General features: G+C 59.6%; 11 protein-coding genes. 4 read left to right on the top strand and 7 right to left on the bottom strand.

Annotated features, from left to right (window positions below):
• Window positions 1-42 precede the first annotated feature (42 nt).
• The 4 genes from AB4Y40_RS38785 to antA form a co-directional block, all read right to left on the bottom strand.
• On the bottom strand, window positions 43-1,041 hold the full coding sequence (locus AB4Y40_RS38785) for a helix-turn-helix domain-containing protein (RefSeq protein WP_368692355.1): 999 nt from the start codon (window positions 1,039-1,041) through the stop codon (window positions 43-45).
• Window positions 1,042-1,137: 96 nt separating this feature from the next.
• Window positions 1,138-2,175: an anthranilate 1,2-dioxygenase electron transfer component AntC gene (gene antC / locus AB4Y40_RS38780; RefSeq protein WP_368692354.1), complete on the bottom strand. Its 1,038-nt coding sequence runs from the start codon at window positions 2,173-2,175 to the stop codon at window positions 1,138-1,140.
• Between the two features lie 16 nt (window positions 2,176-2,191).
• Entirely contained in the window at window positions 2,192-2,683 is a 492-nt protein-coding gene (gene antB / locus AB4Y40_RS38775) for an anthranilate 1,2-dioxygenase small subunit (RefSeq protein ID WP_368692353.1), read from the bottom strand.
• A 3-nt stretch (window positions 2,684-2,686) separates the two neighbouring features.
• Window positions 2,687-4,075: an anthranilate 1,2-dioxygenase large subunit gene (gene antA, locus AB4Y40_RS38770; protein WP_368692352.1), complete on the bottom strand. Its 1,389-nt coding sequence runs from the start codon at window positions 4,073-4,075 to the stop codon at window positions 2,687-2,689.
• 367 nt (window positions 4,076-4,442) lie between these two features.
• Between antA and AB4Y40_RS38765 the strand changes: the two genes are divergently transcribed.
• Genes AB4Y40_RS38765 through catA form a run of 3 tightly spaced genes read left to right on the top strand, consistent with a single transcriptional unit; the run spans window position 4,443 to window position 6,875 of the window.
• Window positions 4,443-5,579, top strand: coding sequence for a muconate/chloromuconate family cycloisomerase (locus tag AB4Y40_RS38765; protein WP_368692351.1), 1,137 nt, complete (start codon window positions 4,443-4,445; stop codon window positions 5,577-5,579).
• 28 nt (window positions 5,580-5,607) lie between these two features.
• A complete protein-coding gene (catC, locus tag AB4Y40_RS38760) occupies window positions 5,608-5,898 on the top strand; it encodes a muconolactone Delta-isomerase (protein WP_254317753.1) in 291 nt (96 codons plus the stop codon).
• Between the two features lie 41 nt (window positions 5,899-5,939).
• Window positions 5,940-6,875, top strand: a complete 936-nt coding sequence (catA, locus tag AB4Y40_RS38755) for a catechol 1,2-dioxygenase (protein ID WP_368692350.1) — start codon at window positions 5,940-5,942, stop codon at window positions 6,873-6,875.
• A 225-nt stretch (window positions 6,876-7,100) separates the two neighbouring features.
• Here the strand turns inward: catA and AB4Y40_RS38750 are convergent, their stop codons facing one another.
• Window positions 7,101-8,363, bottom strand: a complete 1,263-nt coding sequence (locus AB4Y40_RS38750; protein WP_368692349.1) for an adenylate/guanylate cyclase domain-containing protein — start codon at window positions 8,361-8,363, stop codon at window positions 7,101-7,103.
• A gap of 1,151 nt (window positions 8,364-9,514) precedes the next feature.
• On the opposite strand from AB4Y40_RS38750, the gene AB4Y40_RS38745 reads away from it, so the two are divergent.
• Window positions 9,515-10,237, top strand: a complete 723-nt coding sequence (locus tag AB4Y40_RS38745) for a TetR/AcrR family transcriptional regulator (RefSeq protein ID WP_368692348.1) — start codon at window positions 9,515-9,517, stop codon at window positions 10,235-10,237.
• A 40-nt stretch (window positions 10,238-10,277) separates the two neighbouring features.
• On the opposite strand, the gene AB4Y40_RS38740 is transcribed toward AB4Y40_RS38745, so the two are convergent.
• Window positions 10,278-11,717 (bottom strand): APC family permease, encoded by a 1,440-nt coding sequence (locus AB4Y40_RS38740; RefSeq protein ID WP_368692347.1) that lies wholly within the window; start codon window positions 11,715-11,717, stop codon window positions 10,278-10,280.
• Window positions 11,718-11,777: 60 nt separating this feature from the next.
• On the bottom strand, window positions 11,778-13,286 hold the full coding sequence (locus AB4Y40_RS38735) for an aldehyde dehydrogenase (protein WP_368692346.1): 1,509 nt from the start codon (window positions 13,284-13,286) through the stop codon (window positions 11,778-11,780).
• Window positions 13,287-13,375 lie beyond the last annotated feature (89 nt).

Raw genomic sequence — 13,375 nt, 5'->3', positions numbered from 1 at the left:
ACTTCGTCCACACAGCCTTCGCCTGTCTCGAAGCCGGGCGATCTAACGTCCTGAAGCACGCTTCAGTGTCTGCGATGGCGTTTCGCCGAAGAGTTGCTTGTAGTCGTTGGAAAAACGGCCGAGATGTGAAAATCCCCAGTTCATCGCGATTGACGAAACGTTGCGCTCCGAGCAGTCCGAGAGCATCTCGCGCCGTACCGCTTCGAGCCGGTGCCTCTTCAGCCAGGCCATGGGCGCAAGCCCGAAGTGCTGCCGGAAGCCTTCGAACAACTTGTAGCGCGACACGCCCGCAGCACGCTCGATGTCTTCGAGTGCGATATTTTCACGTGCGTTGTCGTGAATGAACTGTTTCGCTCGCAACAGGTAGTGCGGACATGAAGGCCGCATCGCCTCGGCAAGCGCATTCGAGTAGTTATGCGGCTGAGCAAGCAGCAACCCTTTGATCAGCGCCTGCTCGAGATCCCCTGCCATTTGCTGATGATTGAGCAACGGCCCCGCCTGTCCCATCTCGGCCAGCAAGAACTTGACCATGCGCCACCAGGCCGCCTGATCGCCTTCGGCGGCATTCATCTGGGGCGCGAAGGTCAACGCAGCGTCGAGCGGGCGTTGCAGAAGTCCCTCGAGCACCTGACGCAGGGCCGGAATCGGAATCGAAACGATGATCTTGCGACAGTTTCCCATGATCGCAAGGTCCTGCGTCTCATGCGGCGACAGAACGAGGCCCCTGTCCTGGTCCGACAGCCACAGGCGGCCCTGCGCCGCGAGCTCCTGGTGGCCGGTGAGAGGCAGGCTGACGCTATAGCTGTTGAGCGGCGCATCATTGTGCACCGAGACGGTGACATCGGTGCCGTACTCCACATACCCCAGCGTGCTGGCCATGGAACGCATCACCGTTCCAGAATGATGGAATTGCAGTTCCTTAGGGCTGCGTACCTGCAGCCCATGGGGTCCGCAAATCGACGCCATCCAGTCCCGCGCGCCCTGAAGATCTCGACTCAGCGCGTCAATACCTCGACTGTCGTTGAAAGCGGGGGAAGGCATGGCGTTTCACGGGAGGTTGGCGAATACTCAATGGTAAACCAACCCGTGGCCAGACAAAATACCGAAACACCCCAAGGCGCCCCGGCATCAGCAGCGTCAGGAGGACGACTGCGCGCTGTTACTGTCCCCGAATTTTTCGTAGTAAAGACGGCCTTCCAGTCGTTCGCTTGCAAGCCACGTCTTGATTGCCTCGACCATCGGCGGCGGTCCGCAGACATACATGTCGAACGGGTTCGCTTCCAGCATCCCGCGGTCGAAATGTTCGGGAATGAGCCCCGTCTTGCCCTGCCATGCCTCAGAGGGATTCATCACAACGATATCGCACGCGAAGTTCGGGATGCGCTGCTCGTAGGACTTCAAACGATCGAGCTCGCATAGATCCCGCGCGTTCGTCACACCATAGTACAGATGGACCCTCTGGCCACAGCCGCCCTTGTGCGCGAGATCGTCGAGCATGCCCAGAAATGCGGACAGACCCGTACCGCCTGCGACCATCACCAGCGGCCGCTCCACCTCGCGTAGATAGAACGTGCCCAGCGGCGCCTCGAACTCGACCGTCTGGCCCGGCTGGCAGCGCTCGCGCATATAGTTGCTCATCGCGCCGTCGGGCAGCAGACGGATCAGGAACTGGAGCTGGTTTCCGTCCTCGGGCCGGTGCGCGAACGAATAGGATCGCCAAACGTCCGCGCCCGGCACCTTCACGCGGGCGTACTGGCCCGGCAGAAAATCGAGCCGCCCGGGATGGGCACTCGCGTCCAGATGCAGGATCGCCGTCGTTTCTGAAACCTGCTTCACGGCGGTGACCTTGCCAGTTAGCAAAGTAGTCCGGCTCGCGCCACAAAGGCTCGAATCGAAGTCGAAGTAGAAGGACGCATCGGATTGCACGCGCGTCTGGCAGGACAGGATCTTGCGCGCAGCGAGGTCGTCGGCAGACAGCGTCTCTTCGTCGACATAGTCCTGCGTATAGCTGCCCGATTCGCAGCGCCCCTGGCAAGTTCCACACACGCCCTCACGGCAGTCGAGCGGGATGTTGACGCCATTGCGCAGCGCGGCGTCGAGCAGGAGCTCATCCGCTCGGACATCGAAGAACGCCGTCTTGCCATCGGCGAAACTGAAGGCAACCTTGTGGCTCATCTCGTGGCACTCCCGCTTACAGATGGTAGAAATCGAGCACTGCGTTGATCGTGTCGTTCAGCAGGAGCACGTGCTTGCGAGCGATTTTCCACGTCTCGCCGGCTGGGCGCAGCTGGTAGGTGACGTGTCCGAAGAAGTGTTCGGCAACGCCATGCCGGGCGTAGAACGTGGCCCAGTTGGCCTTGACTTCCAGCTCGCCGCGATCGCTCTCCGAAATGCGGACGTTGGTGATCTGGTGCAACGTGCGCGGCAGCGGCGTCGACGCCGCCGACTTTCCCGTGCGCAGGCGGAACACGCGATCCTCGAGCCCCGTGCGGTTCGCATAGTAGATGAGCGACATGCCGCGCTTCGGGTCGGTCGTGTACACATGCTCGGAGTCCCACTGGGGTACGTGGAATTCGCTGTTCTCGTCGAAGAGGGCGAGGTACTCGTCCCAGCTCTGCGTGTCGCAGAGCTCGGCCTTGCGATAGAGAAACTGCTCGACCGATTGTTGCAGGGTGACAGACATGGTTCAGGCCTCCTTCGTGACGTTCGACTTCTGTGCGAGCCCCTTCATGAGGTACGTCTGCCACGCACCGTGCTGGTTGACGTAAAGCCCCTCGTGGGTCAGCTCCGTGCCGCACAGCACAGGTTCGATGCCGAGCAGGCGCGTATTCGCCGTTTCGCCTGCCACCCACTTGTGGTGCCCGCGAGAGATGTCGCTCCAGCGCTCGAGGCGCGCCTGGAAGCCGCGTTGCTGCTCACGGAACTCCACCAGATCGTCCGGCGTACCCATTCCTGAAACGTTGAAGAAGTCTTCGAACTGCCGAATACGGCTCTCGCGATCCTGATCCGTTTCGCCCTTCACACCGATGCACTGGCTGATGACCTCAGTCTTGTTCCAGGCGACCGGGCGCACGATGCGAAGCTGGGAGCTGATCTGATCCATGAAAAAGAGGCTCGGATAGATGTTCAGGTTGCGCAGACGATGCATCATCCATTCAGCCTTCTGCTGCCCCTGTGCCTCGACGAGGCGCGGCATGACGCTGCCGTAGCCCGGACGCACACTGGGGTTCGGCATGTCGCTGAACAGCACGCTATGGCCGTTCCTGAATGCGAACCAGCCGTCGTCGGTCTCGGAATCGCCCGCGCCAAGCTTGCTGTAGTCGAGCGTTCCGCTCGTCGCACCGCCCTTCTGGGCGTTCGATTCGTGGCGGTGCTGCACCGTGGCGACGTAGTTGTAGTGCACCGTGCTCACGTGGTACCCGTCGAGGCCGTTTTCGTTCTGCAGCTTCCAGTTGCCTTCGTAGGTGTACGTGGACTTGCCCGGCAGCACCTCGAGCTCGCCCGTGGGCGATTGCGCGACCATCATGTCGAAGAAGATGCGCGCATCGCCGAGGTAGTCCTCTAGCGTGTCGGTCGCATCGGCGTCAAGGCTGATGAACACGAAGCCCTTGTAGCTTGCAATGCGCGCTTTTTTCAGGCCGCGCGTGGATTTGTCGAAGTCGTCGCAGTATTCACCTGGCGCCTTGACCTTGACCAGGCGTCCGTCGCTCTTGTAGCACCACGCATGAAAGGGGCAGGTGAAGGTCGACTGATTGCCTTTGCCCATACGCGTGAGGGTCGCGCCGCGATGCTGGCATGCGTTGATCATCGCGTTGAGCTGACCGTTGCCGTCGCGCGAGATGATCATCGGTTGGCGCCCTGCGCGCATCGTCATGAAGTCGTGGGGCTTGGGGATCTCACTCTCGTGGCACGCGTAGATCCAGCTCTTCTCGAAGATGAACTCCATCTCCAGGTCGAACAGTTGCGGCTCCGTGAACATCTCCCGCGCAATGCGATAGACACCCTCTGCCGGACGGAAATCTAGGCATCCGCCAATGAATTCTTGCCATTGCGACGTGTTTTTGTCTGCACTCACGATGGGTTCTCCTCCTGCCGTTGAGCGGTCTTGCGACCGGGTTCTTGATGAGCTGGATTGAATACCCGATGCGGTGCGGGCGCTATCCGCCTGGTCGGCATTCGCTATCCGCTTTTTTTGCAGCGATTTTTGTCCGCTTTGCTGGGCGCGTCTTCGCGACGCCGCACAACCGGCCCGGCGCCTGGCGTTTCACGACCGCGCCGGAATAAACGGATAGTGAGTGTCCAGTAGACGGATAGCGCTCGCGCGGGCCTGGATATCTAATGCCGTCAATGCCCCAAGATGCTCTTCGGAGCAACAGACACCGAGCTCAAGCGCCCGCGGGCTCATGTCCACTGGATTCCACGTACATCATTGAGCTTCTGCCATGACCGCACCGACGATTGAACGCATCGAAACCCGCCTCGTCGATCTGCCGACGATTCGCCCTCACAAGCTGTCCGTCGCCACGATGTACGGGCAAACCCTGATGCTGGTGAAGGTGTATTGCAGCGATGGCGTAACCGGCATCGGTGAAGGTACGACGATTGGCGGCATGGCCTACGGTCCCGAAAGCCCGGAAGCGATGAAGCTGGCGATCGACGCGTACTTCGCCCCGGCGATGATCGGCCAGGACGCCACGCGAATCCAGGCGCTCATGGCGCACCTGGGCAAGCTCGTGAAGGTCAATCATTTCGCCAAGTGCGCGCTGGAAACCGCGCTGCTCGACGCGCAGGGCAAGCGCCTCGGCGTGCCGGTGAGCGAACTGCTGGGCGGCCGTCGCCGAGAACGCCTGCCGGTGGCATGGACGCTCGCTTCGGGCGATACCGCCAAGGACATCGCCGAAGCCGAGACCATGCTCGAAGTGCGCCGCCACAAGATCTTCAAGCTGAAGATCGGCGCGAAGGACCTCAAGACCGACATCAAGCACGTGGCCGACATCAAGAAGGCGGTAGGCGATCGCGCCGCCGTGCGCGTGGACGTCAACATGGCCTGGAGCGAGACGCAGGCGGCCTGGGCGATTCCGGCGCTGGCGGATGCCGGCTGCGAACTGGTCGAGCAGCCGGTGGCTTCGCCTGCGGCGCTGGCGCGCCTCATGCGCCGGTTCCCGGTGGCGTTGATGGCCGATGAAATCCTCCAGGGGCCGGAAAGCGCGTTCGAGATCGCGAAGAACGAGGGCGCCGATGTGTTCGCCATCAAGATCGAACAAAGCGGCGGACTGTTCGCTGCGCAGCGCGTGGCCACGATTGCGGACGCCGCGGGTATCGAGCTGTATGGCGGCACGATGCTCGAGGGCGCGTTCAGCACGGCGGCGTCGGCGCACCTGTTCGCGAGCTTCGCCAACCTGCAGTGGGGCACCGAACTGTTTGGTCCCTTGCTGATCACCGAAGAAATTCTGACGACCCCGCTGGACTACAGCAACTTCGAGCTGACGGTGCCGAACGGCCCGGGCCTGGGCATCGAACTGGACGAAGCGAAGGTCAGGCGCTTCACCCGAGACGGCCTGATGAAAGTCACGAAGTAATCCGGACACCTGATAAACGGACAAGACGATGCTTTTCCACGTACGCATGGATGTGAACATCCCGGCCGACATGCCGGCCAATGTCGCCAACGAAATCAAGGCGCGTGAAAAGGAGTACTCGCAGGAGCTGCAGCGCAGCGGCAAGTGGCGCCATATCTGGCGACTGGTGGGCGAGTACGCGAACTACAGCATCTTCGATGTCGAGAGCAATGCAGAGCTGCACGACATTCTCACCGCCTTGCCACTTTTTCCGTACATGAAGATAACGGTCACGCCGTTGTGTCGCCACCCGTCCTCCGTCAGGGACAACGACGCCTGAGCTGATTCCCCCTCAATACCAGCAAGCACCAGGAGACAAAGATGAGCGCAAAAGTATTCGACACGAAGGAAGTGCAGGACCTGCTGAAGGCCGCTGCGAATCTCAACGGCGGCAGCGGCAACGCGCGTTTCCAGCAGATCGTCTATCGACTGCTGGGCGACCTGTTCAAGGCCATCGACGATCTCGACATCACGCCCGATGAAGTCTGGGCCGGCGTGAACTATCTGAACAAGCTCGGCCAGGACGGCGAAGCGGCGCTGCTCGCCGCCGGTCTCGGCCTCGAGAAGTACCTCGACGTCCGCATGGACGCCGCCGACAAGGCGGTGGGTCTCGAAGGCGGCACGCCGCGCACGATCGAAGGCCCGCTGTATGTGGCGGGCGCGCCGGTGCGCGAGAGCGTTTCGCGCATCGACCTCAACGCCGACGCCGATGCCGGGCCGCTCGTCATTCACGGCACGGTCACCGGCCTCGACGGCAAGCCGCTCGCCGGCGCCCTGGTCGAATGCTGGCACGCCAATTCGAAGGGCTTCTATTCGCACTTCGACCCGACCGGCGCACAGGACGACTTCAACCTGCGCGGCGCGGTGAAGACCGGCGCGGACGGCAAGTACGAATTCCGCACGCTCATGCCGGTCGGCTACGGCTGCCCGCCGCAGGGCTCGACCCAGCGCCTGCTGGACGGCCTCGGGCGCCACGGCAACCGCCCGGCGCACGTGCACTTCTTCGTCTCGGCCGACAACAGCCGCAAGCTCACCACGCAGTTCAATATTGAAGGCGACCCGCTGATCTGGGATGACTTCGCCTACGCGACGCGTGAAGAACTGATTCCGCCGGTGGTCGAGAAGACCGGCGGCACGGCGCTCGGCCTGAAAGCCGATACGTACAAGGACATCGAGTTCAACTTCACGCTCACGCCGCTGGTCCAGGGCAAGGATAACCATATCGTCAATCGCCTTCGCGCTTCAGCCACAGCGTAGTTGCCCGAGCCGGTGGCGGCGCCGCAACGCTGCCGCCGGTCAGTATAGTGAACTGGCCGCTGCTACCCGCGCGACGCGTGCTATATAAACCCACGTACGAAGATCGACCGTAGAAGACGTGACATCGGCTAAATGCCGAATATGTGGCTAGCTGTCCAGAAGCGCTGATATGCGCAACGTCCACGAACCAAGCGTCTAATCCAGCCGCGTCAAAAGATGAAACGGCTATTGCGCTGACTTGTCGCCCGTTTCCGCGTATAGCGGGTTTGTGCCCGTCAGGAACCAGGTGTGCAGCGTACCTATGCCTTTCGCTTCAATCTCGCCTCGCTCCTCAAACAGAAAACGATCACCAAGAAGGCCCCGCGTGGCGTCGGTAACCTGCACACGCCCCGCCACGCTGTGTGACTCCATTCGACTGGCGGTGATGACTGCAGCGCCCCACAAGTCATAGATGAACTTTCGCCTGCCGATGACACCGGCGACCACAGGCCCGCTATTGATGCCAATACGCATTTGGAGGCTGTAGCCGTGGCGCCGATTGAATCGCGCAAGCGCATCGATCATATCCAGTGACATATGAGCTGCCCTCTCTGCATGGTCAGGAGCTGGGTCTGGCAGCCCACATGCTGCCATGTACGAATCACCGATAGTCTTGATCTTTTCAAGGCCCCAGTGGTCGGCGATGTTATCGAATTCGGCGAAAATCTCGTTGAGTAAAGCGACTAGTTGCTCCGGCTCCATGAGCGCCGAAAACTGTGTAAACGCCACAATATCAGCGAATAGAACCGTGACATCCGTAAAACTATCCGCGATGATTTCAGGAATACTGTCGGCGATCAGGTCCGGGCGCGCTTTCAGCCGCTCAGCGATCGGATAGGGCAGCAGATTGAGCAGTAGCCGCTCCGACATTTTTTGCTCGACAGCGAGCTTGTCATAGAGGCATTGGAGTTCGTCGCGTTGGCGCTGGATTAGCTCCCAGCTCGCCCGCAATTCCTCGTTCTTACGCGTAATCTCGACTTCCGCCCGTTTTTTCTCAGTGATATTGCGGCCCTCAGGAAGCAGGAATACGACGTCACCGTTTGAATCTTTGATCGGCAAAATCGAAAAATCGACGACGATCGTCCCCGCACCCGCTAAGTGACCGTAGACTTCGAAATCGCAGCGGACGAACTCGCCTTCGCCAGCGCGGTGAATCAGTTCCCGGAGCAGGGCCTGGGTCTGCCCCGAAACGACCCACCAACGCGCCTCCCAGAACGGTTTACCACGAATGTCATCCATTCGTATCCCGGCGGCTTCAAGCGCAGCATGGTTGATCTCGAGCATTGTCCCGTCCGTATCCAGTAGACCTACGAACTGATACATCGAGTCAAACATGATGCGCGCTAACTTATTCCGCTGTGTCTGGAGGTCATCGCCTGCAGAGAGCGTCACGTCGCCCACCCGAAATTCTGCGACTGTAGAGAAACACTGGAGATGGATCGCGGCCATGCTTCACCTCTTGCGCCTCCGGCATCCGGTGCGGCGCTTGCTCACCCCATTGCCTTCAGCATGCTATCGATCTGATGCTCCCAGTGTACCCAGTCGCACACAGAAGATGCGAGCATTGATATTTTCATACAAATACAATGCATGCGCGGCGCGCGCTCCAAATCCAGCTCAACATTATCTTTAAGCCACCGGCACCGTACTGGGCATTGAGTTTGTTGGTGACCAGTTTGAGAGCCTCACTGATTCCAAAGCCCAGTCCACACAGTTGTTTCGGTTCAGAGCCAGGCGTGAAATGGTCTCAGACCCACGACGTCGGCACACCTGCCATCATCTCTGCGATTAGCCGGACGGTAATCGGCCAGAGCGCCAGATCGTAGTGGGCGTGTCCGAATGCGAAACAGAGGTTGTCGTGCGTCGGCGCTGGCACAATGACCGGCAACATGCGGGCGTGCAGGGGCGGCAACCGCACCACGGCGCGGGATCCGCCCGCGCGCTGGGCCGAAAAAGGCCGCATGAGAGCGCCTCGTCGGCTTCGAGCTGAACCGGGGTCCTGGCCGTATGGCGATAACCCAGTTCGACACCTCTCGTCAGGCGGACGCCGCGCAGCATCGGGGGAATCAGGAAGCCCGCCTCCGCGTCGAGAACGGGCTGGTTCAGTTTTGCCCCTTTTATCACGGAATAGTGCATGTGATAGCGGCGCTTTATCGCGTTCGGCAAGTCGCAGCCGATTTTCGCCGTGAGATCGCGTGACCACAGTCCCATCTCGACGACAGCCGAACTTGCCTGCAAGGGGTCGTCCTTCCTTATGACACGCCATGCCAGCCACGCTGCTTAGCGCCATCTAGAGAATGAAAGGGACGTCCCCGTCTCTTTCATTCTCTAGGCATGACTGACGGGTGAATAGAATGCCGCCATCGCGCAAAATTCCACCGCGCTTTCGTCGCGATTTCAAGATGAAAATGTACACGTTCACACGAATTCCAACGCCGCTTCACCGCGTGGCGCTCTGGAATAAAATCATTTTTTTGGAAACTCTTCACCGAAATCAGCCATTCGGATTATTTCACAAAAATCGCAGTGAATTTTAAAATTCTCTCCCACGCGAATTGTGTGAAAATGAAAGCGGATAATATTCTTTGGAGCCAACGCGAATGTCCCTCAGTGTGCATGCCACTCATGCAGTTCAAGACATGTCAGTAGATGCCGACACCAATAGCGTCGCCACAAAAATTGCCGCGACGACTGAAAACACATCGGCAGCCACGCAGCGTGGTCGAAATACCATCGAACGAATTTTGCGCATCGCCATCGACATCATCGTCGACGAGGGCTATGGCGAACTCTCGATGCGGAAGATCGCAAGCAAAGCGGGTATCAGCCTGTCCAATCTGCAGTTTCATTTCAGGACCCGCGAAGATCTCCTCGGTGCAGTCATGACGCTGCTGGCATCAAGATACCTCGAACAGTACCGCACCCTGGCTGGCAATGCGCACTTGAGTTCAGAAGGACGGCTGGAAGCGGCGCTCCGTCATACGCTGGCTGGCAATCGGGAGCCCCGCACACAGGCGATTTTCTTCAATATGTGGGCGATCGCACAGACCCAGGAATCTGCTCGTTCGATCGTCGAGCAGATTTACGTGGCGCAGCGCGCAGAACTTTCGCGTTTTATCGGAGAGGCCAATCCGCGCCTCAGCGCGCATGATTGCTCGCTGCGCGCCGCGCTGATCTCGTGCCAGATAGAAGGCCTGATGAGCTTGATTCCCCAGCGCGAAGCCTATCCTCACGGCCTCGATGGTATCGAAGAGGAAGCCGTGCGGACGATGCTTGCTCTCGCTGCCGCGCCCTCCTCAGCCAACGCAATTCGCCCTCACTAAGCGTACTTGGTGAGGGCGAATATCGCAACCGCTACACGGCCTACGCTTCGTCGAGCAGCCGCCCCATACCCTTGTAGAGTTCAGGACGGGCAGCTTTCAGCCAATAGGCGAAGCCTGCGCCAAAGACACCAACCGCAAGCGTTATCCACGGAAGCGCTTCCGAGAACCACGAATTCGTACCCGTGAGCAGCGACACGTTGCTGGTGATTTCATAGACGCAAAGCACGAGACCCACGCCGCTGATCGTCGGCGCGATCAGACGTTGCCAGATCGACACTCCGTGGGTATTACGCGCAAAGAACCCGATCACCGCAAGCGCAGTCAGCGCCTGCACCGCAACGATACCGACCGCCGCCGGAACGCTGGACAGCGGAACCACGACGAGCATGGCGTCGGCCTTATAGATCGCAGCCAGCACGATGACCGCGACGCCGACCAGAATCTGGAATATACCGGCAACGTGAGGCGTCTGTTGAACCGGATGCAGTTTGGCGAAGCGCGACCACAGCACACCCTCGCGTCCGAGGGCAAACAGATATCGCGCCGAGGCATTGTGGAAGCTAATCAGTGCCGCCAACAGGCTCGTGATCATCAGCATATTGGTGATATCGGCCGCAGTGGCACCCAGATACCGCTGCGTGATGATGAACCACATGTTGCCCGGGTCCTTCGAGGCCTGCGCTACCGCTTCGGGAATACCGTAGGCATTCATCACCAGCCACACGGAAACTGCATACAGAGCCATGATCAGGATGACCGCCGCATACGTGGCGCGGGGAATCGAACGTTCCGGGTTGCGTGCTTCCTCCGCATAGATGGCCGTCGTCTCGAAACCCATGTAGCAACTGACGACGAACACGAACGAGGCGCCAAACCCGTGACCAAACACATTCGACGGCATAAACGGCGTCAAGGCAACCGCACTCGCACCACTCTTCCCGAGAATGGCTCCGTTAAGAATCAGGATGATGGAGACTTCGGCAAGCATCAGTACGAACAACACACGACCGCTAAATGCGATGTTCTTGTAGCCAAAGAAAAACACGACCACCATCGAGGCCAATGTGCACATCCACCATGGAACTGCAACACCAAAATGTAACTGGACGCCATAACTGATGAAAAAGCCGATCATCGCATAGCAGGCGATCAGCATGGCGTTATACGCGAGGATTGCCATAAATGCTCCACCGATCCCCCACGGGCGTCCCAACCCCTGGGCGATATACGCATAGAATGCACCGGCATTCTTCACGTAGCGGCTCATTGCGCAAAAGCCAATGCTGAAGACGAGATACAGCAAGCCAACCACGACATACGTACCCGCAGCGCCGGCCCCGTTACCCATGCCGATCGCAAGTGGCGCGCCGCCAACCAGGGCCGTCAGAGGACCGTTGGTCGCAATCACCAGAAACACAATATTCAACCAACCCAGCGCGTCCTTGCGCAGCGAGGTTTGGTTACTCTCCATCGTTTTCATTGACGTCTCCAATATTTAGCTTATCAACTGTTCCGACTAATATGGATTCCTGGGCATCTCTCACAGCGGAACCGGAATACACACCGACTTGATCTCCGTGTACTGCTCGATCATCTGCCGGCCGTGCTCCCTGCCGATACCCGATTGCTTGTAGCCGCCGAACGGCAAGTTAGGATCCACCGGAATATGGCTGTTGACCCAGACAGTGCCGGCTTCCAGTGCCCAAATGCCGCGCAATGCCGAGTTGAGGTCATTGGTCCACACGCTCGCGGCCAGACCATTTCGAGAAGCGTTCGCCAGGGTCACTGCGTCATCCAGTGACTCGATCGGCGTGACGCTGATCACTGGCCCGAAGATCTCATCGCGCATTGCAGGGTTATTGGCGTCGGCATTGACGATCAATGTCGGCTCAAAATAGAAGCCTCTGGAATCCGGACGATTGCCGCCCGTGACGATGTCCGCCGTCTTGGCCGCCTGCCCGACCAGCGCGGCGACTTTTTCGACGTGCGCGCGCGACACCAGCGGTTGCAGATCCGCACTCAGGTCCATGCCCGGACCCATACGTAAGCGCTTCATGGCGTCGCTCATCCCGCTTACGACCCGGTCATAGATTGAGCGATGCACATAAAGCCGCGACGCCGCCGCGCACACCTGCCCCTGATTGAGGAGACACGCGCCCATGATGCCCGGCATGATCTGATCAACGTCGACGTCGGGCAGGACGATCAACGGATTCTTGCCGCCGAGTTCCAGAGAGAAGCGTGTCATGTTCTTCAGCGCCGACATGCCAATATGACGGCCAGTTTCGGTCGAGCCGGTAAACGTCACCTTGTTGACGCCGGCGTGCTCGACCAGCGCCGCGCCCGCATCCCGCCCGTATCCTGGGACAACATTGACCGCACCTGGCGGAATGCCAGCCTCGAGCGCCAGTTCAGCCACCCGCAATGCGGTAAGCGGTGTGTCTTCCGACGGTTTGACGACAATCGTACATCCCGACGCCAGTGCCGGCGCGATCTTCCACAACGCGATCATCATCGGAAAATTCCAGGGCACGATGGCCCCTACCACGCCGACCGGTTCGCGCAATGTAAAACCGAGATTCCTGGTTCCCGGCGGAATCGGTATCGACAGATCGAGCGTCGAACCCTCAATCTTGGTCGCCCAGCCTGCCATGTAGCGAACATATTCGACTGATCCAGCAACGTCGACGGCGCGCGCAAGATTGATCGACTTGCCTTGATTCAGCGTTTCGATTTGCGCCAGTTCTTCGGCATGAGCCTCGATGACTTCAGAGAACCGGACCAGGCACCGCTCCCGGTCGGCGGGCCTCATGGCGCGCCAGACACCCAGGGCGCGCTGGGCGCTATCGACTGCCAGATCGACCTCATGACGCGAGCCCTCGATGGTTCTGCTGATGACAGAGCCATCCGCCGGGTTATGAACATCAATGTATCGATCCGTAGTCGACGGGACCGACTTTCCGTCGATGAAGGCACCATGCGCCCGATCGAGAAATGCCCTGACTTCGGGAAGAATCTCGACCAACCGGGATCCCAGGTTTCGCTCCACAGCACCGCCTCCAATTTTAACTAGGTCTATCGACCTATTTTTTAATGCAGAATCCGGTCGATTGCAAGAGCGCCTGAACCCGAATCCCG

This window comes from Paraburkholderia sp. EG287B (assembly GCF_040965595.1).
Lineage (GTDB): Bacteria > Pseudomonadota > Gammaproteobacteria > Burkholderiales > Burkholderiaceae > Paraburkholderia.
This window is presented reverse-complemented; position numbering and strand designations above follow the sequence as displayed.